The sequence below is a fragment of the Pseudomonas sp. KH_046_2 genome, assembly GCF_057838985.1.
Genome location: NZ_CM174480.1, coordinates 973,067 through 995,920, shown reverse-complemented (window position 1 = coordinate 995,920; position 22,854 = coordinate 973,067). Strand labels below are relative to the sequence as shown.

Here is a 22,854-nt window from a genome sequence, read left to right as displayed (position 1 = left end):
GTAGCGGCCCCAAACCATACAGCGCAGTGATTCAGGTATAACGCGTTTAGCAGGTTTACGACTGCTTCGCAGCCGAACGGGGCGGTGCGGCGTTCCGACAAGCCCCCTCGCCACAACAGTACACTTTAAGGTTCAGGAACACGCCACTTTGCGCGGCGGCAACAGCAGTTGATCGCGAAACGCCAGGTAGTGCTTGAGCACCTCGCCCGGGGCCTCGATCTGCGGGTAGTGGCCAATGTCGGGCAACACCACCGTGTCCGCATCCGGGATCAGCTCCCGGTACCGCTCGACCATGTGCACGCCGGAGACCGGATCGACCCCGCCATCGATCACTCGCAGCGGCACTTCACCGCGTTGCATTGCGCTCACCCAGCGGTCGCGCCAGACGCGTCGCTCCGGGATGTAGGCGATCAATTTATGCATGATCCGTGGCCCGCGCTGGCTTTCGACCAGGCTCCAGAAGTCATCCATCTGGCTTTCACTGGGACGGGTTTGCGGACCGAAAATCTGCCGAAAGCTTCTCACCAGGCCGTCACGACTGAAAGCGCGGCCAATCATCCAGCCCAAAGGGCTGAGCAAGAGTTTTTGCATCAGTAGCGGGTGGTGGGTTTCCGGAAACAACCCGCCGTTGAGAAACACGCAACTGGCCAGCTCCAACCGCGATTCGTAATGCCGGGCCAGCAGTTCCTGGGCCACGCTGTCGCCGTAATCGTGGGCGAGCAGGTGCACTGGCTGCTCGACACTCAGGTGTTCAAGCAGTGCCTGTTGCAGATCCGCCTGCTCCAGCAGGCTGTATTCGTGATTCGCCGGTTTGGCCGAATCGCCGAAGCCCAGCATGTCGCATGCGATCACGCGAAAGCGCTGGGCCAATGGCTGCCACAGGTAATGCCAGTCCCAACTGGCGGAGGGAAAGCCGTGAATGAGCAACAGCGGCTCACCCTGCCCTGCTGTCCAGTAACGGATGGTCTGGCCACGGAACACGAACGCTTGGCTGCGCTTGCGCCAGACACACAGGGGGATCTCGGCGAGTGTCATTAGAGTTTATAACCCGGGTCCAGTTTATCGAGTTTGCGCAGCAGCGCCGGCCAGGCCAGCGCTCCGCCCATTCCTTGAGCACTTCGGGTGACACCCGCGATCATGGCCTTGGCACCGGCCAGGATCTGCGGTTCGATGGCGATCAGTTCAGCAGCACCGTTTTGCGCCATGACCTGAATGTCGCAGGCACGCTGAAAGGTGAACATCATCAGGAACGTATCGGCGATGGTGCTGCCGCAGGTCAGCAGACCGTGGTTATGCAACATCAGGAAATTGTTTTCACCGAGGTCGGCCTGTAGCCGCACTTTCTCTTCATGGTTGAGCGCCACGCCTTCGTAGGCGTGGTAGGCCAGGCTGGAAAGCACGAACAACGATTGCTGGCTGATCGGCAAAACGCCCTGTTTCTGCGCCGACACCGCCACCCCCGAGGCCGTATGGGTATGGAGCACGCAGACGACATCGTGACGAACTTCATGCACGGCACTGTGGATGGTGTATCCCGCCGGATTGATCTCGTAAAGACTGTCCATCAGCTTGTTGCCAGCCTGATCCACCTTGACCAGGCTCGACGCGGTGATTTCGTGAAACATCAATCCGAACGGGTTGATCAGAAAATCTTCGGTACCGGGCACCTTGGCAGAGATATGGGTGAAGATCAGGTCATCCCAGCCATATTGAGCAACCAGACGATAACAGGCAGCCAGGTCAACGCGGGTCTGCCACTTGGCAGCACTGACCTGGTCTTTGACACTGTGTGGCGATTGGGCGGGAGCGACAGTCACGGCAAGGAGCCTCGGTGTTTTTATGATGGATTGTTTCCAATGCTTACCGAGTCTAGTCACCCCTTGAGGTTCGTGTAGTTGCATTCGCAGCCAGCTTTGTGACCCTGTGAGTCAGTCGCCCCGCCACCCTGGATACATGTCAAACGAACGGCCCAGCGATGGTCTGACTGGCAGTTTTTTTTACCGTACTGTCAGAACCCTGACTGGCATGGATGCCGGGGTAACAATCAGGCGCGCAGTGCGTTGATCAGGTCCGCCAGCCATGGCTCGGCGTCCGTTTCGGGGGTCACGCTTTCACTGGCATCCAGGCGCAGCATTGGCAGTACTTCGCGAATGCCCAGTTCTCCGAACAATTCGCGCATCTGCTCGCCGCCGCCACAAAAAGTATCGCCATAACTCGCATCGCCCAATCCGATCACCGCACCTGGCAAACCGCGCCAGACGGCTGGCAATTGGTCACGAATGGTCGAATACAGCGGTTGAAGGTTGTCCGGCAACTCGCCCATGCCGGTGGTCGACGTCACCGCCAGAAAGGCTTCGGGGCCAAACGCCTGGACATCGGCGAGGGTCGCACGCGGGTTGTGCCAGGTTTCGAAACCGGCGGCGTTCAACAGGCTGGCGGCGTGGCGGGCAACTTCTTCGGCCGTACCGTACACCGAGCCGGAAATGATGGCGACTTTCATCAATCTGATCCTGAATCCGAGTAAAAGACCGGGATATTAACACCACGGTCGTGATTATTCTTTTAGAATGCAATTGACAATCAATCAGGAAAGGATACTCCGATGATTAACGCACAGCTGCTTCAAATGGTGATCAACGCCTCCAACGACGGTATCGTGATTGCCGAAAAGGAAGGCGATCAGGACAAAATCCTCATTTACGTCAACCCCGCGTTCGAACGCCTGACGGGTTACTCCAGCGAAGAAATCCTCTATCAGGATTGCCGCTTCCTGCAGTCGGGGGACCGCGACCAGCAAGCCCTGCCGTTGATTCGCAACGCCTTGAACAATGAAGGATCCTGCCGGGAAGTACTGCGCAACTACCGCAAGGACGGCACTCCGTTCTGGAATGAACTGTCCCTTTCAACGGTGAAAAATCCAGCCGACGGGCAAACCTATTTTGTCGGTGTGCAGAAAGACGTCACCGTGCAGGTCAAGACGCAACAGCGCGTGGTTCAACTGGAGGGGCAGTTGGCTGAACTCCAGGCCGAGCTTGCCGCGCTCAAGGCGACGAACGGCGCAAACGAAACCCGGAATTAATGGTCAGTAACTACAATCACCAATGACTTTGTAACTATATCCTTCGAGTTGGCCATGCAACGCGACGCGCTCCTGACCCAGGATGAGCTGGATTTCATCCAGACCATGCAACACAACCCGCAACTCAATGTGCGGGACGCGACGTCGAGCCTGCTCGTCAACGGTGGGTCGCAAATCCGTGACCTGCTCACCCGCCTGGCGGCCCATGAGCAGGTCACCATTCAAGCCAGCTTCGAAAACCAGCAAATGACCTTCCCCCTGCACCTGGTGGAAGACGAATTCCATGCACTGCATTTGCGTCTCGGCGTACCGAGCATCTATGAAGACGGGCCGATGGTCCGGCCTTGGCGCCTGGTACTGGACGAACCGGTAGCGCTGGAAAACGCCAAGGGTCAACCCGGCACCCTGTGGGTACACGAAGTGTCGTGCAAAGGGGTTTTGCTGGAAGCTCGCAACAAGACCAAACCGCCGAAGCAATTCGCCTTGTGGTTCAGCCCCTCAGGCTACGAGCGGATTGCCTTGCGCGGTACCTTCGAGAAAGAAAATGAAAAGGGCTTCTACGCCTATCAACTGAGCCAGAGCGATACGGACGAAACCGAGCGTCTGCGCCAGTTCATCCTGCAACAGCATCGTTTGACTCATCCAACGCTGCATCTCTGAACTTCAAGTATCCAGAGTACCCGCCAGGAACTGCTTCAAACGCTGGCTCATGACCTCCCCTTCATTGCCCAGGCAACCGATCGATGACCCGGCCAGGCTTTCCTGTGCCAGGTCAGAAGCATCGCCGGCCAACAACAACCGACACTCCAGACTCATGGCCAGGCGATTCAGGCGCCGCGGCAACTGGGGAGCCGGCGCATGATTGGAAAACAGCACCAGTGCCAGGGGCTTGGTTTTTTCACACATCAGCGCCAGTTCCTCGAATGGCTGGCCCATGTTCAGCACGCGAACGGCCGATGGACCGGAACTCAGGAACAGGGCGGCGGCCAGCAGTTCCAGTTCCCGGCAATTGCCATCCAGGGCGCAGATGACCACGCGACGCGGCTGTTTTTCGCGCATCAACAACAGACGCTGCACCACCCGGGAACGCAGAAAACCATCCAGGAACAGCCACTCGCTGGTTCCACCGAACTGGTCCTGGCGTTGCAACAACTGCTTCCAGATGGGGATCAGAATGTCCTGGAATACCACCGGCAGGGCGTAACTGGAAAAGATTTGCCCGTAGACCTGCTCCAGCCGAATGTCGTCAAAGCCGTTGACCGCAGCAAGAACCTGCTGCCGCCACTGCGCGTAATCGGCTTCCACAAGGCTGTCGGGGATGATGTGCGACAACGTCTGGAGTGGCTCGGTCCTGGCCAGGATCTTGCCGACCTTGCTGACGGCAACCCCGCGTTCGATCCAGCCGAGGATGCTTTGGACACACTCAATATCGGACATCGAATACAGGCGATGCCCACTATCGGTGCGTGTTGGAACTATCAGGCCATATCGTCGCTCCCAGGCTCGAAGCGTGACCGGGTTGACACCTGTCAGGCGCGACACCTCACGAATGGGAAAGAGCTCTTCCTGTTCGAGAGAGACGGCCTGTACGGAACCTGAAGCGACGTCTGTAAGTACGGGCATCCTGTTGAAACATCCCTGTATCGTCCGAGCCTTATTCTAATGCCCCTGCCCCGTAAAGTTTCTGTAAAAAATCGATACCGCGAATGAACGGATAAACGTCACAGACGCCACGGGCAGAATCAGGAATAATCCTTGCTTGTTTCGAGTCGCAGCCCACCACCCCGGCGCTGCGCCTGGCGAAGCTCCTATCCGGAGCAACGCAAATGCCTTACGGAGATGCACAATGTCTACCCCACCCGTCACGCTGATGGTTGCGCGCCGCGTTGCCAATGGACGTTACCAGGACCTGATCGCCTGGCTGCGCGAAGGCGAACAACTGGCCACCGACTTTCCCGGCTACCTCGGCTCCGGCGTACTCGCACCGCCGCCCGGTGACGACGAATTCCAGATTATCTTCCGCTTTGCCGACGAGTTGACCCTGCATGCCTGGGAACATTCCGCTTCGCGCAGCGCCTGGCTCGGACGCGGCAGCGACCTGTTCGCCCACCCGACAGAGCATCGGGTCAGCGGCATCGAGGGCTGGTTCGGTACCGTCGGTCAACGCCCGCCGCGCTGGAAACAGGCCGTGGCGATCTGGCTGGCGTTCTTTCCGGTCTCGCTGCTGTTCAACTTTGTGCTGGGTCCGCTGATCAGTGACATGAGCCTGCTGCCGCGGGTATTCATCAGCACACTGTGCCTGACGCCGCTGATGGTTTATTTGTTCATTCCACTGTCGACCCGTCTGCTGGCCAATTGGCTGAACAGTGCGCCGACACGCCCATTGCGTGCCGAACCTTCCACTCAGAATCATTGATCCCTCCTGTGGGAGCGAGCTTGCTCGCTCCCACAGTTGTTTCCCTCGCAATAGGTAGAGCGCTCCCGTCGCTGGTATAGTTTTGCTCTCACCGCGATGCGAGCCGTTCATGACTTCTTCCGCAGCCCCTGTCCTCATTACCGGCGCCGGCCAGCGTGTCGGCCTGCACTGCGCCCGGCGATTGCTGGAAGATGGCCATCGGGTGATTTTCAGCTTCCGCAGCGAGCGCCCCGGCGTACAAGCCCTGCGCGACCTGGGGGCCACCGCGGTGTTCGCGGACTTCTCCAGCGAGACCGGGATCCTCGCCTTCATCAGCGAACTGAAAACCCACACCGACTGTTTGCGGGCGATCGTCCACAACGCCTCCGAATGGCTGGCCGAAACGCCGGACACCGACGCCGCGGCATTCACCCGCATGTTCAGCGTGCACATGCTGGCGCCCTACCTGATCAACCTGCATTGCGCCGACCTGCTGCAACGCTCGAGCCCCGCCGACATCGTGCACATCAGCGATGACGTGACCCGCAAGGGCAGCAGCAAGCACATTGGCTATTGCGCCAGCAAAGCCGGGCTCGACAGCCTGACCCTGTCCTTCGCCGCCAGGTACGCGCCGGCCATCAAGGTCAACGGGATCGCGCCGGCCCTGCTACTGTTCAACCCTGAAGACGACGCGGCCTACCGCGCCAAGGCGCTGGCCAAGTCCGCGCTGGGCATCGAACCCGGCTGCGAAGTGATCTACCAGAGCCTGCGCTATCTGCTCGACAACCCCTATGTCACCGGCACCACCCTGACCGTCAACGGCGGAAGGCACATCAAATAAGTGTCCCGCGAGGATTTTCCATGACGTTATCCCTGCCCCAGAATTATCGAGAGATCCTCATCGGTCTCGGTGAAAACCCCGATCGCGAGGGTTTGCTCGATACGCCGAAGCGCGCAGCCAAAGCCATGCAGTACCTTTGCCATGGTTACGAGCAAAGTGTCGAAGAGATCGTCAATGGCGCGCTGTTCGCCTCCGACAACGATGAAATGGTCATCGTCGACAACATCGAGCTGTACTCGCTTTGCGAACACCACATCCTGCCCTTCATCGGCAAGGCGCATGTGGCTTATATTCCAACCGGCAAGGTGCTGGGCCTGTCGAAGATCGCGCGGCTGGTGGACATGTTCGCCCGGCGCTTGCAGATCCAGGAAAACCTCACCCGGCAAATCGCCGACGCAGTGCAGAAAGTGACCGGCGCGGCAGGCGTCGCGGTGGTCATCGAAGCGCAGCACATGTGCATGATGATGCGCGGCGTCGAGAAACAGAATTCGACCATGAACACCTCGGTGATGCTCGGCGCCTTTCGCGAGTCGAGCAACACCCGCCAGGAGTTCCTGCAATTGATTGGACGGAGCAAGTAGCAATGCCACAACTTCAGCCAGGCATGGCACGCATCCGGGTCAAAGACCTGGGCCTGCGTACCTTCATCGGCATCAACGAGGATGAAATCCTCAACAAGCAGGATGTGCTGATCAACCTCACCATTCTGTACGCAGCCCAGGAAGCGGTACGGGACAACGACATCGACCACGCGTTGAACTACCGCACGATTACCAAGGCGATCATCGCCCATGTGGAAGGCAACCGCTTTGCGCTGCTCGAACGCCTGACCCAGGAAATTCTCGACCTGGTGATGGCCAACGCATCGGTGCTGTACGCCGAGGTCGAGGTCGACAAGCCCCACGCGCTGCGATTCGCCGAGTCGGTGTCGATTACGCTTGCAGCGAGCCGCTAGCTTCAAGCCGCAAGCGCCAGGCTGTAAACTTGCAGCCACCGCCATCCAACTTGCAGCTTCAAGCGTGCCGTTTGAAGCTGACTCGCAGAGACCGCCATGACCGATCAACAACGCCTGGAACTCGAAGCTGCCGCCTTTCGCCGGCTGGTGGCCCACCTGGACAGCCGCAAGGATGTGCAGAACATCGACCTGATGAACCTCTCGGGTTTTTGCCGCAACTGCCTGTCCAAGTGGTACAAGGCCGCGGCCGACGACCGCCAGATCGAGGTCAGCCTCGACGAAGCCCGCGAAGTGGTTTACGGCATGCCGTACGCCGAATGGAAAGCCCAATATCAGCAAGAAGCCAGCGCCGACCAGCAAGCGGCGTTCGCCAAAGGAAAACCCAATGAGTGATTTGAACACCCTGCGCGCCAGCCTCAAAAGCGGCGAACACGCCTTCGCCGACACCCTGGCGTTCATTGCCGCCGGTTACGACTATCAGCCTCAGGCCTTCAACAACGGTGGCGTGGAAAACGCAGCCGGGCAGAACGAAGGCTCGTGCAAGACCCTGGGTCTGGCGCTGCTCGAAGGCTTGAGCGATGAAGAAGCCCTGCTGGCTTTTGGCGAGCATTACCGTTCGGTTGTTGCCACACCTGAAGGCAGCGATCACGGCAACATCCGCGCGTTGATTGCCCATGGCCTGGCTGGAGTGAATTTCACCCAACAGCCACTGACCCGCCGCTGATTTAAATTGTAGGAGCGAGCCTGCTCGCGAAGAACCCAGGAGCACCGCTGGGCATCTGGTTTTACGCGTAATCGTTCACCACCTTCGCGAGCAAGCTCGCTCCTACAAACGATCGACAGCACATCCAGACTTTTAAGATTGACCCAGCAACTTTATTTCGTTTGCTCCGTACCACCGCTCACGGCTTAGATAAAAAGAAGTCCTCCTTCTTCCGAGTCGGTCATTCATGCGCAGCGAAACCATCAGCCAGTCGATCAACATCGTTCACCCTGTCACGCTCAGCCACGGCAAGAATGCCGAGGTCTGGGACACCGATGGCAAGCGCTACATCGACTTTGTCGGCGGCATCGGCGTGTTGAACCTCGGCCATTGCCATCCGCGCATCGTCGAGGCCATTCGCGAACAAGCCACCCGACTGACCCACTACGCGTTCAACGCTGCGCCCCATGTGCCTTACCTCGAACTGATGGATCGCCTCAGCGCATTCATGCCGGTGGGTTACCCGGTCAGCGGCATGCTCACCAACAGCGGCGCGGAAGCGGCGGAAAACGCCCTGAAGATCGTCCGTGGCGCCACCGGCCGCAGCGCGGTCATCGCCTTCGACGGCGCTTTCCACGGTCGCACACTGGCCACCCTCAACCTCAACGGAAAAGTCGCGCCCTACAAACAGAAAGTCGGCGTGCTGCCGGGGCCGGTGTTTCACCTGCCCTTCCCCAGCCAGGACAACAGCGTCACCTGTGCCGAGGCCCTCAAAGCCATGGAGCGCCTGTTCAGCGTCGAGATCGACGTCGAAGATGTGGCCTGCTTTATCGTCGAACCGCTGCAGGGTGAAGCGGGTTTCCTGGCCATGGACGTCGAGTTCGCCCAGGTACTGCGCAAGTTCTGCGACGACAAGGGCATCGTGCTGATCGCCGATGAAATCCAGTCCGGTTTCGGCCGTACCGGCCAGCGCTTTGCCTTCTCGCGACTGGGCATCGAGCCGGACCTGATTCTGCTCGGCAAGAGCATCGCCGGCGGCGTGCCGCTGGGTGCGGTGGTCGGGCGCAAGTCGCTGCTGGACAATTTGCCCAAGGGCGGACTCGGTGGCACTTACTCCGGCAATCCCATCGCCTGCGCTGCGGCACTGGCAACCCTGGACGAAATGACCGATGCCAACCTGCATGCCTGGGGCACACAGCAGGAAGAAGCGATTGTCGGCCGCCATGCAACCTGGCGTGCGAACAACCTGACGCCGTACCTGGGACGCCTGACCGGCGTCGGCGCCATGCGTGGCATCGAGTTGATCAACACCGATGGCTCGCCCGCCCCGGCACAATTGACCCAACTGCTGGCCCTGGCGCGGGATGCAGGTTTGCTGTTGATGCCTAGCGGCAAGTCGCGGCACATCATCCGCTTGCTGGCGCCGTTGACCATTGAGGCTGCGGTGCTGGAGGAAGGGTTGGATATTCTTCAGGCGTGCCTGGCAAAACTGACCTGAACACTATCCCTGTGGGAGCGGGCTTGCTCGCGAAGAGGGAGTGTCAGTCGACATCAATATTGACTGACACTCCCTCTTCGCGAGCAAGCCCGCTCCCACATTGGAATGTGATCGGGTTGTAAATCGTGTGCACAAAAAAACCGGCCGAAGCCGTTTTTTCATTTCAACAACAGCAGAATCAAGCGTTCTGCAGATCGTCGAGGTAACGCTCGGCATCCAGTGCCGCCATGCAACCGGCGCCAGCGGAGGTGATGGCCTGACGGTACACGTGGTCAGCCACGTCACCGGCGGCGAAGATACCTTCGAGGTTGGTGGCAGTGGCGTTGCCGTCACGGCCGCCCTGCACAACCAGGTAGCCGTCTTTGAGGGTCAACTGGCCTTCGAACAGCGAAGTGTTCGGGGTGTGGCCGATGGCGATGAACACGCCGTCGACTTTCACTTCGTCGAAGCTGCCGTCGTTGTTCTTCAGGCGGGCACCGGTCACGCCCATGTTGTCGCCCAGCACTTCGTCCAGGGTCGCGTTCAGCTTCAGCTCGATCTTGCCTTCGGCAACACGGGCGTTCAGCTTGTCGATCAGGATCTTCTCGGCGCGGAAGGTTTCGCGACGGTGGATCAGGGTGACCTTGCTGGCGATGTTGGCCAGGTACAGGGCTTCTTCGACAGCGGTGTTGCCGCCGCCGACCACAGCCACCGGCTTGTTGCGATAGAAGAAACCGTCGCAGGTCGCGCAGGCCGAAACGCCTTTGCCCATGAAGGTTTCTTCGGACGGCAGGCCCAGGTAACGAGCGCTGGCGCCGGTGGCGATGATCAGTGCGTCACAGGTGTAGGTCGCGCTATCGCCGATCAGGGTGTACGGCTTGGCAGCGAAGTCGACGGCATTGATGTGATCGAAAACGATCTCGGTTTCAAAGCGCTCGGCATGCTCGCGCATACGCTCCATCAGCGCCGGGCCGGTCAGGCCGTGGACGTCGCCCGGCCAGTTGTCGACTTCGGTAGTGGTGGTCAGTTGACCGCCGGCCTGCATGCCGGTGATCAGCAGTGGCTTGAGGTTGGCACGGGCGGCATAGACCGCGGCGCTGTAACCGGCAGGGCCGGAACCGAGAATAATCACTCGCGAATGACGGACTTCAGACATGACCTGCTCCTGTTGACCGGCCCGGAACACCTGGCGCGGAACGCCGGATTGCCGGCTGGAATAAAAAAGAACGGTTGAAAGCACTTGGGGAAGGCTTGAACCCGACCGTCCTGTAAAAAGATTGGGTGCAGCGTATCGAGGGGGCGAAGATTAAGGAAATACGGTTTAACAATCCAGCTCATAGGTGGTCTCTATGCCATCTGCCCGACGATATCGACGTCTTTGTTACAGTGAATGTCGATACCGCCACCGCGCTTTCGCCTGTGAAGCAAAGCCGGTAAGGTCGGCGCGTTTTCCCTCTGTTCGGAGCCTCTTATGCCCGCCCCTGTTCTGTCCGGCCCGCAATACCTGCGCGAAGGCCTCAAGCTGGTGCTGAGCCCCAGCCTGCGTTTGTTTGTGTTGTTGCCGCTGGCAATCAACCTGGTGCTGTTCGTCGGATTGATCTACCTGGCCGGTCATCAATTCAGCCTGTGGGTCGACACCTTGATGCCGTCCCTGCCCGACTGGCTGAGTTTTCTCAACTACATCCTCTGGCCGCTGTTCGTGGTGCTCGTCGTGCTGATGGTGTTCTTCACCTTCACCATGCTCGCCAACGTCATTGCCGCGCCATTCAACGGTTTCCTCGCGGAGAAAGTCGAAGTGGTGGTGCGCGGCACCGATGATTTCCCGGCCTTCAGCTGGGGCGAGCTGATTGCCATGGTCCCGCGCACCCTGGCCCGGGAAATGCGCAAGCTCGGCTACTTCCTGCCCAGGGCAATCGGGCTGTTCATCCTCTCGTTCATCCCGGTAGTGAACATCATCGCCGCGCCGCTGTGGCTGTTGTTCGGGGTGTGGATGATGGCGATCCAGTACATCGACTACCCGGCGGACAACCACAAGCTGGGCTGGAACGAAATGCTCGCCTGGCTGCGCCAGAAGCGCTGGCAGAGCATGAGCTTCGGCGGCAGCGTGTACCTGGTGCTGCTGATCCCGGTGGTCAACATCCTGATGATGCCGGCGGCCGTGGCCGGGGCGACGTTGTTCTGGGTGCGTGAACGCGGCGCGGAAAACCTGGTGACGCAGCGCTGAGCCATCAGCGCCGGTACCGCAGTCACAAATCCATCATCCTGACGTCACACTGACGACATGGCCCCGGTCGACACTGGGGTCATGACGACAGCTCTGCATATCACCCTGATCACCGAAACCTTCCCACCGGAAATCAACGGCGTGGCCAATACCCTTGGTCGCTTGTGCGACGGTTTGCGCGCGCGCGGGCATCAAGTGGAACTGGTGCGCCCGCGCCAGGGCTGCGACCAGCAGTTGGGCAGCGACGATGAGTTGCTGCTGTGCCGCGGCTGGCCACTACCGGGCTATCCCGGCCTGCAATGGGGTCAGTCGTCGATGCACAAACTGCTGCGGCGCTGGACGCGTCACCGCCCGGATGTGCTCTACATCGCCACCGAGGGCCCACTGGGCCTCTCTGCGTTGCGTGCGGCACGGCGACTGGGGATTTCCGTGGTCAGCGGTTTCCACACCAATTTCCAGCAGTACTCCAACCAGTACGGGTTTGGTTTGCTCACACGCCTGCTGACCCACTACCTGCGCTGGTTCCACAATCGCTCGACCATGACCCTGGTGCCCAGCGTCAGCCAGCGCATGGAACTGGAGCGACGTCAGTTCGAGCGACTGGCGTTGCTGTCCCGTGGGGTTGACAGTGAATTGTTTCACCCGGCCAAACGCTTGAATGCCCTGCGCGAGCAATGGGGACTGGCCGAGGCAGACATCGCCGTCATTCATGTCGGACGCCTGGCTCCGGAGAAAAACCTCGGCCTGCTCAAGCGCACCTTCAATACCCTCAAGGCGAGTTATCCCCAGCGCACGCTGAAACTGATCGTGGTCGGCGATGGCCCGCAGCGCCAGGAACTGGAAAACGAAATGCCCGAGGCGATTTTCTGCGGCACGCAACGGGGTGAAGCCCTGGCATGTCACTACGCCTCGGGCGACGTGTTTCTGTTTCCGAGCCTGACTGAAACCTTCGGCAATGTGGTGCTTGAAGCACTCGCTTCGGGGCTTGGCGTGGTGGCCTACGACCAGGCGGCCGCCGCCCAGCATATTCGTCATGGCTACAACGGCGTACTGGCGATGCCGGGGGATGAAGAAGCGTTCTGCGATGCAGCGGCATGGCTGCTGGAGGAAAGGGAAGCCTTGCGCAATGTGCGCCTCAATGCACGCCAGCATGCCAGTCGCCAGGGTTGGGCGTCGATTATCGAGCAGTTCGAGGGACAGTTGCGCGGGGCGTGTACCGGGGAGATGGTGGTGCCGAATGCACCGATTGTTCCCTGATTTTGCAGTGTTCTTGAGTCAGTCTTCGCGGGCAAGCCCGCTCCCACATTGGTTTTGTGTCGTACACAAATCCCCTGTGGGAGCGAGCTTGCTCGCGATAGCGTCAGTCCAGACGCCGCTTAAACCAGCGTCATCAACGCCTCTCGGCTGAACGGCAGAATGTCCTCTTCACGACCATCGCGCACTTTCTGTGCCCAGTCCGGGTCCACCAGCAATGCACGACCGACCGCCACCAGGTCGAACTCGTCGTTGTTCAGGCGCTCCAGCAGTTTTTCCAGGCTGGCGGGCTGCGCGACCTTGTCGGTGTTGACCATGAATTGCAGGAACTCGCCGTCCAGGCCGACGCTGCCCACTGTAATGGTTGGCTTGCCGGTGAGTTGGCGGGTCCAGCCGGCCAGGTTCAGCTCGGAACCGTCGAACTCCGGCTCCCAGAAGCGGCGGGTCGAGCAGTGGAAAATATCCACGCCCGCGTCGGCCAACGGCTTGAGGAACTCGCCCAAGGCTTCCGGGGTTTGCACCAGACGTGCGCTGTAGTCCTGCTGCTTCCACTGGGAGAAACGGAAGATGATCGGGAAACCTTCACCGACTGCGGCTCGCACGGCCTGAATCAATTCAATGGCGAAGCGCGAACGGTTGGCCAGGCTGCCGCCGTATTCGTCGGTACGCTGGTTGCTGCCTTCCCAGAAGAACTGGTCCACCAGATAACCGTGGGCACCATGGATTTCCACGCCGTCCATACCGATGCTCTGGGCATCCTTGGCGGCTTGGGCAAACGCAGCGATTACATCCTGGATGTCTTGTCTGGTCATGCCGTGCACCACGACCTGACCTTCCTTCACTTTTTCCGACGGGCCATAACCCGGCACGCTGGCGTCCGGCTCGGTGCCGATCCGGCGTACGCTGCCCACATGCCACAGCTGCGGAACGATCTTGCCGCCTTCGGCGTGAACGGCGTCGACGACTTTCTTCCAGCCGGCCAGGGCCGCTTCACCATAGAAATGCGGAACGTTCGGGTAGCCGTTGGAAGCCTTGTGACCGACGGTGGTGCCTTCGGTGATGATCAGGCCGACGCCCGCCGCGGCGCGACGACGGTAGTATTCGATCACTTTGGAATTAGGCACGCCGCCCGGGGAAAAGGAGCGGGTCATCGGCGCCATGACGACGCGGGTCGGCAGTTCGAGGGTGCCGAGGTGGAACGGTTTGAACAGGGCTTTGACGGGCATGGGACGCTCCACGGAAGGATGACTTTATGACGATGATAATATGGAGAGTTCCACTGCTTGAACAGCATTATTGATTTCGGTGATCAAGGGTCAAAAGATAGGGAATATTGTAGGAGCGAGCCTGCTCGCGATGTTCGTCAACGATAACGCCGTAAGCCAGACACACCGCGGCGTTCTCAGGTTCATCGCGAGCAGGCTCGCTCCTACAGGGGGGGGAGATATCAGCTCAACGCTTTTTCAATCGCGTGGACGATGGTCGGATCATCCGGCGCCGTACGCGGCGAGAACCGAGCCAGTACGCGGCCGTCCTTGCCCAGCAGGAACTTCTCGAAGTTCCATGTGATGTCGCCGGGAAATTCCGCGCCCTCGCCCGCCAGCAAGCGATACAACTGATGACGTTCATGCCCGTTGACTTCCAGCTTGCTGGACAACGGAAAGGTCACGCCATAGTTGAGGCTGCAGAAATCCTTGATCTCCTGCTCGGTCCCCGGTTCCTGCCCGGCAAACTGGTTGCACGGCAGGCCCAACACGCTGAAGCCTTTGGCCTTGTATTGCTGGTAGAGGTTTTCCAGCGCCGCGTACTGCGGGGTCAGACCGCATTTGGAGGCGACGTTGACCACCAGTACGACTTGGCCCTTGAAAGGCGCCAGAGGTAGCTCCTGACCATCCAGGGCTGTCAATTTAAGGTCGTGAAAAGCACTCATGACGTACTCCAGATTCCCGTGTTCTTTTCGAAACAGCCACTTGGCGGTGTCGTCAGGGACAGCCGCAGACTAAAAAGGCGCCCTCGGGGCGCCTCTCCAGTTATCTGAGCTTAGCGCAGAAATCAGTGGTGATGGCCACCTTCGCCATGGACGTGGCCATGCGCGATTTCTTCCTGGCTGGCGTCACGGATGTCGATGATCTTGACCTGGAAATTCAGGCGCTGACCGGCCAACGGGTGGTTGCCGTCAACGGTGACGTCGTCGCCGTCCAGATCACGGATGGTCACGATCTGCATTTGGCCGTCCGGAGCGGAAGCGTGGAACTGCATGCCCACTTCCAGCTCGTCGACGCCTTCGAACATGCTGCGGCTCAGGGTGCTGACCAGTTCGGCAGCGTATTCGCCGTATGCGTCTTCAGGTTCTACGGCTACAGTCAGCTCGTCGCCGACAGCCTTGCCTTCCAGAGCCTTTTCCAGGCCCGGGATGATGTTGCCTGCGCCTTGCAGGTAGACCAGCGGCGCGCCGCCGGCGGAGCTGTCGATGACCTCACCAGCGTCGTTGGTCAGGGTATAGTCGATGGAGACAGCCTTATTGGCGGCGATCAGCATGGGGCGAGACCTTTTGCATAAGAAGATTGAAAGGCCAAGTTTAGCGAAGCCATCGTCCGAAAGCGAACACAACCCGGACAGACGGGATTCGACGATCACAGGCTTCCATCAGGACGAGGACGGCCACTGGGTGGCCGAGCTTTCCTGCGGCCACACCCAACACCTACGGCACCAGCCACCCTGGCAATCCCGCGCCTGGGTCATGGACCCCGCGCAGCGCCAGGAAAAAATAGGCCAACCCTTTGATTGTGGTTGGTGCGCACAAGGCTCGGTTAGCGATAACCTTAACGACTGAATTTCGGTAGACGACCAGTTATAGGTCATCACCTTTGCAATGCACCTTTAGAGAATCCGCATGCAAACTTTTTTTATCGCGCCCACCGATTTTGGTGTGGGTCTGACCTCCATCAGCCTCGGGCTGGTGCGTACCCTTGAGCGCGCCGGGCTCAAGGTCGGTTTCTTCAAGCCGATTGCCCAGCCGCATCCGGGCGACACGGGCCCGGAACGATCCACCGAGCTGGTGGCGCGTACCCACGGATTGAAACCGCCCCAGCCCCTGGGCCTGGCCCATGTCGAGCGCATGCTCGGTGACGGTCAGCTCGATGAATTGCTCGAAGAAATCATCGCCCTTTATCAGCAGGCGGCCATCGGCAAGGACGTGCTGATCGTCGAAGGCATGGTGCCGACCCGCAGCGCCAGTTACGCCGCGCGGGTCAACCTGCACCTGGCCAAGAGCCTCGACGCCGAGGTGATCCTGGTCTCGGCACCGGAAAACGAAGTGCTGACCGAACTCTCCGGTCGCGTCGAGTTGCAGGCGCAATTGTTCGGCGGCCCGAAAGACCCGAAAGTCCTCGGTGTGATCCTCAACAAGGTCAAGACCGAGGAAAGCATGGAGGCCTTCGCCACGCGCCTGAAGGAGCATTCGCCGTTGCTGCGCAGTGGTGATTTCCGCTTGCTCGGCTGCATTCCGTTCCAGCCGGAACTGAACGCCCCGCGCACCCGCGACGTCGCCGACCTGATGGGCGCGCAAGTGCTCAACGCCGGTGATTACGAAACCCGGCGCATGACCAAAATCATCATTTGCGCCCGCACAATGCGCAACACCGTGGAGTTGCTCAAGCCCGGCGTGCTGGTGGTGACCCCCGGCGACCGCGACGACATCATCCTCGCCGTCAGCCTCGCGGCCTTGAACGGCGTGCCGCTGGCCGGCCTGCTGCTGACCAGCGACACCCTGCCCGACCCGCGCATCATGGACCTGTGCCGCGGCGCCCTGCAGGCCGGGTTGCCGGTGCTGTCCGTGAGTACCGGCTCCTATGACACCGCCAACCTGCTTAATGGCCTGAACAAGGAAATCCCCATCGACGACCGCGAGCGCGCCGAAATCATCACCGATTTCATCGCTGGCCATCTCGATGCCAACTGGCTGCACCAGCGCTGCGGTACGCCACGGGAAATGCGCCTGTCGCCAGCGGTTTTCCGCTATCAATTGATCCAGCGCGCCCAGGCAGCCAACAAGCGCATCGTGCTGCCCGAAGGCAGCGAGCCGCTGACCGTACAGGCCGCCGCAATCTGCCAGGCCCGCGGCATCGCTCGCTGCGTGTTGCTGGCCAAGCCCGAGGACGTGCAGGCCGTCGCCCGCGCCCAAGGCATCGAGTTGCCACCGGGCCTGGAAATCATCGATCCGGACTCGATCCGCGAGCGCTATGTCGAGCCGATGGTCGCGCTGCGCAAAAGCAAAAGCCTCAACGCGCCGATGGCCGAGCAACAACTGGAAGACACCGTGGTGATCGGCACCATGATGCTGGCCCTGGATGAAGTCGATGGCCTCGTGTCGGGCGTGATCAACACCACCGCCAACACCATCCGCCCGGCCCTGCAGCTGATCAAAACCGCGCCGGGCTGCACCCTGGTGTCGTCGGTGTTCTTCATGCTGTTCCCGGAAGAGGTGCTGGTGTACGGCGACTGCGTGATGAACCCGCACCCGAGCGCCAGCGAACTGGCCGAGATCGCCCTGCAAAGCGCTGACTCGGCCGCCGCCTTCGGCATCACTCCACGGGTGGCGATGATCAGCTACTCCAGCGGCGAGTCGGACAGCGGTGAAGACGTCGAGAAGGTCCGCGAGGCGACCCTGCTCGCCCACGAACAACAGCACTCGCTGCTGATCGACGGCCCCTTGCAGTACGACGCCGCCGCCAACGAAAGCGTGGCCCGGCAACTGGCGCCGAACAGTCAGGTGGCCGGTCGGGCCACGGTGTACGTGTTCCCCGACCTCAACACCGGCAATACCACGCACAAGGCCGTACAGCGTAGCGCCGACTGCGTCAGCCTCGGGCCGATGCTGCAAGGCCTGCGCAAACCGGTGAACGATTTGCCGCGCGGCGCGCAGGTCGATGACATCGTCTACACCATCGCCCTGACCGCGATTCAAGCCGCCAACCGACCTATGGATGTGTAAATGCTGGACTTCCTACCCGCCCCGTTGCGCGGCGTGATCGCCTCGCTGCTGTTGGCACTGAACACGATTCTGCTCTGCTCGTTCCTGTTCTGCGTGGCGCTCGTCAAGGTACTGCCGTTCGCCCTCACCCAGCGCCTCGCGGGATGGCTGATGAGCCATACCCACGAAGCCTGGATCAGCCTCAACAAAGGCTGGATGAACCTGGTGCGCCGCACGCGCTGGCACATCAGCGGCCTGCAAGGCCTCGACTATCAGCACTCGTACCTGATCACCAGCAACCACCAGAGCTGGGTCGACATCCTGGTGCTGCAATACGTGCTCAACCGGCGCATTCAGCCGCTGAAGTTCTTTCTCAAGCAGGAGCTGATCTGGGTCCCGGTGATCGGTCTGGCCTGGTGGGCACTGGGCTTTCCGTTCATGAAGCGCTACTCCAAGGCCTATCTGGAGAAGCACCCGGAGAAGAAAGGCAAGGACCTGGAAACCACCCGCAAGACCTGTGCGAGGTTCCGCGACAACCCGGTGGGCATCTTCAACTTCGTCGAAGGCACGCGCTTCACCGAGGGCAAGCACAAGCAACAGCAGTCACCCTTCAAGTACCTGCTCAAGCCCAAGGCCGGCGGCATTGCCTTTGTGCTGGATGCGATGGGCGAGCAGCTTGAATCCCTGGTCAACGTGACCATCCACTACCCCGCCGGCCGCCCGGGTTTCTGGGATTTGCTGTGCGGGAACGTCGCGGATGTGGTGGTGCACTTTGAAGAGCTGAAGATTCCGCCGCAGTTCATTGGCAAGAACTATGACCAGGACGGCGAATACCGCCTGCAGTTTCAGGGCTGGATCAACCAGCTGTGGCAGGACAAGGATGCATTGCTGGAACAGATGCATCGCGAATTTCCGGGTAAACACTAATCCCCTGTAGGAGCGAGCCTGCTCGCGATAGCGGTCGTACATTCAGAATTTACGTCGACTGATCCACCGCTATCGCGAGCAGGCTCACTCCTACATTTGACCGAGTTGACCAAAAATAAAAAACCCGCCGGTGATTACTCATCGGCGGGTTTTTCATTGGCGGCTAAGGCTTAGATCGCACCACGCTCACGCAGCAGACCCAGCACTTGCTTCACGCCTTCTTCCAGCGAAACGGACTGGGTATCGATCACCAGGTCGGCATCCAGCGGCACGTCGTACGGGAAGGACTCGCCCGGGATGTTATCCCCGGCCGCCGCGTACAAACCTTGTGGATCACGCTCGGCGCAGACTGTCGGCGAAGCCTGGACGTAGACCGTCAGCAGACGATCCTTGCCGATCAGTTCCCGGGCCTGTTCACGCCCTTCGGCATTCGGTGCAACGAAGGCCGCGAGGGTCAGCAGACCCGCTTCGTTGAACTGACGCGCCACGTGCGCGGCACGACGCCAGTTCTCGGTACGCCCGGCGCGATCCTGTGGCAGACCTTTGTTCAGGTCGTGACGCAGGTTCTGGCCATCGAGCACGAACACCGCACGGCCCAGGTCGAACAATTTGCGTTCAACGGCATACGCCAGGGTGCTTTTGCCCGCGCCCGACAAGCCGCTGAACAACACGGTGGCCGGTTGCTGACCGAAGCGCTGTGCGCGTTCTTCGGTGGCGACGTGGGCCAGCTTGCCGTGGTGCGTGCTGGTGCCATGGGCCAAAGGCTGGGCGACGATCATGCCCGCGCCAACGGTGCCGTTGGTCAAGCGGTCGATGATGATGAAGGCGCCGGTGGTGCGGTTGCTGTCGTAACCGTCGAGGGCAATCGGCGCATCGAGCGCGATCTTGACCTTGCCGATTTCGTTCAGCTGCAACGCGCTGGCCGGACCTTCTTCCAGGGTGTTGACGTCGACCTTGTTGACGATGCTGGCGATGGAGCCCGGCACGTAACTGGTGGCGCGTTTGATGTCGTATTTCTTGCCCGGCAGCATCGGCTCTTCAGCCATCCACACCAGCATGGCTTCGAAGCTGTCGGTCACCGGCGGCACGTTGTCGGCGTGAACCAACAGATCGCCACGGGAGATATCGATTTCGTCTTCCATGGTCAGCGTGACAGCCTGGCCAGGACCTGCGTGCTCCAACTCACCTTCGAAAGTGACGATGGACTTCACGCGGCTGCTCTTGCCCGACGGCAGCACCACGACTTCGTCGCCTTTCTTGACGATGCCGCTGGCCAGCGTACCGGCGAAGCCACGGAAGTTCAGGTTCGGACGGTTGACGTACTGCACCGGGAAACGCAGGTCGGTGAAGTTGCGATCGCCCGCCACTTCCACGGTCTCGAGGATTTCCATCAGCGACTGGCCGGTGTACCACGGCGAGCGCTCGGACTTGTTCACCACGTTGTCGCCCTTGAGCGCCGACATCGGCACGAAGTGCATCGTGGTGGGCTTCATCTTCAAGCCTTCGGCGAACTGCAGGTAGTCGGCCTTGATCGACTCGAACACGCCCTGGTCGAAGTCCTTGAGGTCCATCTTGTTGATGGCTACAACGATGTGCTTGATGCCCAGCAGCGAGGCGATGAAGCTGTGGCGACGGGTCTGGGTCTGCACGCCGTAACGGGCGTCGACCAGGATGATCGCCAGGTCACAGGTGGACGCACCGGTGGCCATGTTGCGGGTGTACTGCTCATGGCCGGGGGTGTCGGCGATGATGAATTTGCGCTTGGCGGTGGAGAAATAGCGGTAGGCGACATCGATGGTGATGCCTTGCTCACGCTCGGCCTGCAGGCCGTCGACCAGCAACGCCAGGTCGATGTCTTCACCGGTGGTGCCGACTTTTTTCGAGTCGCGGGTAATCGCTTCCAGGTGATCTTCGTAGATCATCTTGGAGTCGTGCAGCAGGCGCCCGATCAGGGTGCTTTTGCCGTCGTCGACGTTACCGCAGGTCAGAAAGCGCAGCAGCTCTTTACGTTCGTGCTGGCCCAGGTAGGCGAGGATGTCCTCGCTGATCAAATCAGATTGATGCGACATGACAGCCCCTTAGAAATAACCTTGACGTTTTTTGTCTTCCATCGAGCCTGCGCCATCGTGGTCGATGACACGGCCCTGGCGCTCGGAAGTTCGCGTCAGGAGCATTTCCTGAATGATGTCCGTGAGGCTTTCGGCCTCGGACTCCACCGCGCCCGTCAACGGGTAGCAACCAAGGGTACGGAAACGCACTTTCTTTTTGACGATGCGGGCTTTGTCTTCATCGCTCAGGTGCTCGAGGATGCGCTCGTCGTCGATCATGATCAGCGTGCCGTTCTTCTCGATGACTTCACGCTCGGCGGCGAAGTACAACGGAACGATCGGGATGCCTTCAAGGTAGATGTACTGCCAGATGTCCAGCTCGGTCCAGTTCGACAGCGGGAAGACGCGGATCGACTCGCCCTTGTTGACCTTGCCGTTGTAGACGTTCCACAGCTCGGGGCGCTGGTTCTTTGGGTCCCAGCGGTGCTTGCTGTCGCGGAACGAGTACACACGCTCTTTGGCGCGGGATTTCTCTTCATCGCGACGGGCGCCGCCGAATGCTGCGTCGAAACCATACTTGTCGAGTGCCTGCTTCAGGCCCTCGGTCTTCATGATGTCGGTGTGCTTGGCGCTGCCGTGGGTGAACGGGTTGATGTCCTGCGCCACGCCGTCCGGGTTGACGTGGGTGATCAGGTCCAGGCCCAGCTCGGCGACCATCTTGTCGCGGAAGCTGTACATCTCCTTGAACTTCCAGCGAGTGTCGACGTGCATCACCGGAAACGGCAGCTTGCCCGGGAAGAACGCCTTGCGTGCCAGATGCAGCATCACGGCGGAGTCTTTACCGATGGAGTACAGCATCACCGGGTTATCGAACTCGGCGGCCACCTCGCGGATGATGTGGATGCTTTCCGCCTCCAGCTGTTTCAGATGCGTCAGTTTGTCGACCATGGCTACTCACGAAAACTTTCTTATGAACGGCCAGCGGGCCGTGTTCGAGCGGGGATCCTAGCACAGCGACCTCTTCTAATCAGGACGCCAACTAGATCGAAAGAGCATATGAATATGCCCCCGCGTTTGGGCCAAACGCGCTCCCCTGTAGGAGCGAGCCTGCTCGCGATGGTCGTCAACGATAACGCTGGGAGCCTGACACCCCGCGGAGTTCTCAGGTTCATCGCGAGCAGGCTCGCTCCTACAGGGGTAGCGTTTCGTCAAATCGGATTCGGGCAATCGATGAAGATGTGCTCCAGCGCAAACCGACGCGCCAGGTAATCCCCCAGCGCCTGGACGCCGTAGCGCTCGGTGGCATGGTGACCGGCGGCGATGAAGCTGATGTCGTTTTCCCGGGCACTGTGGAAAGTTTGCTCGGAAGCCTCGCCGCTGAGGTACAGATCGACACCTGCCAGAATGGCCTGATCGATGTAACCCTGGCCACCACCGGTGCACCAGCCGACGCGGCGGACCATGGCGCTGCCTTCGATCAACAGCGGCTCACGCCCCATCACTTCCTGGACGCGGCGGGCGAAATCCCGGGGCATCATCGGCTCATTCAGCGAGCCGACCAGGCCGACAATCTTCAGGTTGTCCGGGTCCAGCGGACCTTCGACGGTGATGTCGAGCTGCCGCGCGAGCTGCACGTTATTGCCGACGTCCGGGTGCAGATCCAGCGGCAGGTGATAGGACAACAGGCTGATATCGTGCTTGAGCAGGGTCTTCAGGCGGCGCTGTTTCATGCCGGTGATGCACGGGTTCTCGCCTTTCCAGAAGTAGCCGTGATGCACCAGCACCAGGTCGGCATTGGCCTCCACGGCCGCATCGAGCAAGGCCTGGCTGGCGGTGACACCACTGACAATGCGCATCACTTGCGGCCGCCCCTCGACCTGCAGGCCGTTGGGGCAATAATCGGCGATTCTGGCGCTGTTGAGGTAGCGGTCGGCTTCTTCGACCAGGGTGCTCAGGGCGACGGCCATAAAAGACTCCTA

At 60.3% G+C, this 22,854-nt stretch carries 25 protein-coding genes; 14 read left to right on the top strand and 11 right to left on the bottom strand.

Going from position 1 to position 22,854, the window contains the following annotated elements; all coding sequences use genetic code 11:
• Positions 1-132: 132 nt before the first annotated feature.
• From AC3IX1_RS04485 to AC3IX1_RS04475, 3 genes are all read right to left on the bottom strand, one after another.
• Positions 133-1,035, bottom strand: a complete 903-nt coding sequence (locus AC3IX1_RS04485) for an alpha/beta fold hydrolase (RefSeq protein ID WP_489387277.1) — start codon at positions 1,033-1,035, stop codon at positions 133-135.
• Positions 1,035-1,817, bottom strand: a complete 783-nt coding sequence (locus AC3IX1_RS04480) for a class II aldolase/adducin family protein (RefSeq protein WP_489387276.1) — start codon at positions 1,815-1,817, stop codon at positions 1,035-1,037. The genes AC3IX1_RS04485 and AC3IX1_RS04480 overlap by 1 nt, the downstream gene beginning before the upstream one ends.
• A 227-nt stretch (positions 1,818-2,044) precedes the next feature.
• Positions 2,045-2,500, bottom strand: coding sequence for a flavodoxin (locus AC3IX1_RS04475; RefSeq protein ID WP_489387275.1), 456 nt, complete (start codon positions 2,498-2,500; stop codon positions 2,045-2,047).
• A gap of 102 nt (positions 2,501-2,602) precedes the next feature.
• On the opposite strand from AC3IX1_RS04475, the gene AC3IX1_RS04470 reads away from it, so the two are divergent.
• The gene (locus AC3IX1_RS04470) at positions 2,603-3,079 is read left to right on the top strand and encodes a PAS domain-containing protein (protein ID WP_489387274.1); all 477 of its coding nucleotides are present in this window, start codon (positions 2,603-2,605) and stop codon (positions 3,077-3,079) included.
• A gap of 54 nt (positions 3,080-3,133) precedes the next feature.
• Complete coding sequence (locus AC3IX1_RS04465; protein ID WP_489387273.1) at positions 3,134-3,739, top strand: hypothetical protein; 606 nt, start codon at positions 3,134-3,136, stop codon at positions 3,737-3,739.
• Between the two features lie 3 nt (positions 3,740-3,742).
• Here the strand turns inward: AC3IX1_RS04465 and AC3IX1_RS04460 are convergent, their stop codons facing one another.
• Positions 3,743-4,702: a MerR family transcriptional regulator gene (locus tag AC3IX1_RS04460; protein WP_489387272.1), complete on the bottom strand. Its 960-nt coding sequence runs from the start codon at positions 4,700-4,702 to the stop codon at positions 3,743-3,745.
• Positions 4,703-4,925: 223 nt separating this feature from the next.
• Here AC3IX1_RS04460 and AC3IX1_RS04455 point away from each other — a divergent pair, with 223 nt between their 5' ends.
• From AC3IX1_RS04455 to AC3IX1_RS04425, 7 genes are all read left to right on the top strand, one after another.
• Positions 4,926-5,495 (top strand): antibiotic biosynthesis monooxygenase, encoded by a 570-nt coding sequence (locus tag AC3IX1_RS04455; protein ID WP_489387271.1) that lies wholly within the window; start codon positions 4,926-4,928, stop codon positions 5,493-5,495.
• 109 nt (positions 5,496-5,604) lie between these two features.
• Complete coding sequence (folM, locus tag AC3IX1_RS04450) at positions 5,605-6,315, top strand: dihydromonapterin reductase (RefSeq protein ID WP_489387270.1); 711 nt, start codon at positions 5,605-5,607, stop codon at positions 6,313-6,315.
• A gap of 20 nt (positions 6,316-6,335) precedes the next feature.
• The gene (gene folE, locus AC3IX1_RS04445; protein ID WP_489387269.1) at positions 6,336-6,896 is read left to right on the top strand and encodes a GTP cyclohydrolase I FolE; all 561 of its coding nucleotides are present in this window, start codon (positions 6,336-6,338) and stop codon (positions 6,894-6,896) included.
• Between the two features lie 2 nt (positions 6,897-6,898).
• Positions 6,899-7,270 (top strand): dihydroneopterin triphosphate 2'-epimerase, encoded by a 372-nt coding sequence (folX, locus tag AC3IX1_RS04440; RefSeq protein WP_056728405.1) that lies wholly within the window; start codon positions 6,899-6,901, stop codon positions 7,268-7,270.
• A 96-nt stretch (positions 7,271-7,366) separates the two neighbouring features.
• Positions 7,367-7,663: a DUF1244 domain-containing protein gene (locus tag AC3IX1_RS04435; protein WP_046040093.1), complete on the top strand. Its 297-nt coding sequence runs from the start codon at positions 7,367-7,369 to the stop codon at positions 7,661-7,663.
• Positions 7,656-7,994, top strand: a complete 339-nt coding sequence (locus AC3IX1_RS04430) for a HopJ type III effector protein (RefSeq protein WP_489387268.1) — start codon at positions 7,656-7,658, stop codon at positions 7,992-7,994. The genes AC3IX1_RS04435 and AC3IX1_RS04430 overlap by 8 nt, the downstream gene beginning before the upstream one ends.
• A gap of 226 nt (positions 7,995-8,220) precedes the next feature.
• The gene (locus AC3IX1_RS04425; RefSeq protein ID WP_489387267.1) at positions 8,221-9,471 is read left to right on the top strand and encodes a 2-aminoadipate transaminase; all 1,251 of its coding nucleotides are present in this window, start codon (positions 8,221-8,223) and stop codon (positions 9,469-9,471) included.
• Positions 9,472-9,649: 178 nt separating this feature from the next.
• Here the strand turns inward: AC3IX1_RS04425 and trxB are convergent, their stop codons facing one another.
• Positions 9,650-10,606 carry a thioredoxin-disulfide reductase gene (gene trxB / locus AC3IX1_RS04420; RefSeq protein ID WP_223455602.1) on the bottom strand — a complete coding sequence of 319 codons (957 nt, stop codon included), beginning with the start codon at positions 10,604-10,606 and terminating at the stop codon, positions 9,650-9,652.
• Between the two features lie 315 nt (positions 10,607-10,921).
• On the opposite strand from trxB, the gene cysZ reads away from it, so the two are divergent.
• Together cysZ and AC3IX1_RS04410 are read left to right on the top strand one after the other, a co-directional pair.
• A complete protein-coding gene (gene cysZ / locus AC3IX1_RS04415) occupies positions 10,922-11,674 on the top strand; it encodes a sulfate transporter CysZ (RefSeq protein WP_489318374.1) in 753 nt (250 codons plus the stop codon).
• A gap of 57 nt (positions 11,675-11,731) precedes the next feature.
• Positions 11,732-12,931 (top strand): glycosyltransferase family 4 protein, encoded by a 1,200-nt coding sequence (locus AC3IX1_RS04410; RefSeq protein ID WP_489387266.1) that lies wholly within the window; start codon positions 11,732-11,734, stop codon positions 12,929-12,931.
• Positions 12,932-13,050: 119 nt separating this feature from the next.
• On the opposite strand, the gene AC3IX1_RS04405 is transcribed toward AC3IX1_RS04410, so the two are convergent.
• From AC3IX1_RS04405 to AC3IX1_RS04395, 3 genes are all read right to left on the bottom strand, one after another.
• Positions 13,051-14,154, bottom strand: coding sequence for an NADH:flavin oxidoreductase (locus tag AC3IX1_RS04405; protein WP_489387265.1), 1,104 nt, complete (start codon positions 14,152-14,154; stop codon positions 13,051-13,053).
• Between the two features lie 221 nt (positions 14,155-14,375).
• A complete protein-coding gene (locus AC3IX1_RS04400; protein WP_110660533.1) occupies positions 14,376-14,858 on the bottom strand; it encodes a glutathione peroxidase in 483 nt (160 codons plus the stop codon).
• 122 nt (positions 14,859-14,980) lie between these two features.
• Positions 14,981-15,466: an FKBP-type peptidyl-prolyl cis-trans isomerase gene (locus tag AC3IX1_RS04395; RefSeq protein WP_007901600.1), complete on the bottom strand. Its 486-nt coding sequence runs from the start codon at positions 15,464-15,466 to the stop codon at positions 14,981-14,983.
• On the opposite strand from AC3IX1_RS04395, the gene AC3IX1_RS04390 reads away from it, so the two are divergent.
• Genes AC3IX1_RS04390 through yihG form a run of 3 tightly spaced genes read left to right on the top strand, consistent with a single transcriptional unit; the run spans position 15,435 to position 18,827 of the window.
• The gene (locus AC3IX1_RS04390; RefSeq protein WP_489387264.1) at positions 15,435-15,761 is read left to right on the top strand and encodes a DUF3565 domain-containing protein; all 327 of its coding nucleotides are present in this window, start codon (positions 15,435-15,437) and stop codon (positions 15,759-15,761) included. The genes AC3IX1_RS04395 and AC3IX1_RS04390 overlap by 32 nt on opposite strands.
• A gap of 60 nt (positions 15,762-15,821) precedes the next feature.
• Positions 15,822-17,921, top strand: a complete 2,100-nt coding sequence (gene pta, locus AC3IX1_RS04385) for a phosphate acetyltransferase (protein WP_489318370.1) — start codon at positions 15,822-15,824, stop codon at positions 17,919-17,921.
• On the top strand, positions 17,922-18,827 hold the full coding sequence (yihG, locus tag AC3IX1_RS04380) for a 1-acylglycerol-3-phosphate O-acyltransferase, YihG family (RefSeq protein ID WP_489387263.1): 906 nt from the start codon (positions 17,922-17,924) through the stop codon (positions 18,825-18,827).
• A gap of 170 nt (positions 18,828-18,997) precedes the next feature.
• Here yihG and cysN read toward each other — a convergent pair whose 3' ends face one another.
• The 3 genes from cysN to AC3IX1_RS04365 all read right to left on the bottom strand — a co-directional run bounded on the left by cysN (position 18,998) and on the right by AC3IX1_RS04365 (position 22,842).
• Entirely contained in the window at positions 18,998-20,896 is a 1,899-nt protein-coding gene (gene cysN / locus AC3IX1_RS04375) for a sulfate adenylyltransferase subunit CysN (protein WP_489387262.1), read from the bottom strand.
• A 9-nt stretch (positions 20,897-20,905) separates the two neighbouring features.
• Positions 20,906-21,823, bottom strand: a complete 918-nt coding sequence (gene cysD / locus AC3IX1_RS04370; protein ID WP_008046199.1) for a sulfate adenylyltransferase subunit CysD — start codon at positions 21,821-21,823, stop codon at positions 20,906-20,908.
• A 260-nt stretch (positions 21,824-22,083) separates the two neighbouring features.
• Complete coding sequence (locus tag AC3IX1_RS04365) at positions 22,084-22,842, bottom strand: Nif3-like dinuclear metal center hexameric protein (RefSeq protein ID WP_489387261.1); 759 nt, start codon at positions 22,840-22,842, stop codon at positions 22,084-22,086.
• Positions 22,843-22,854: the final 12 nt, after the last annotated feature.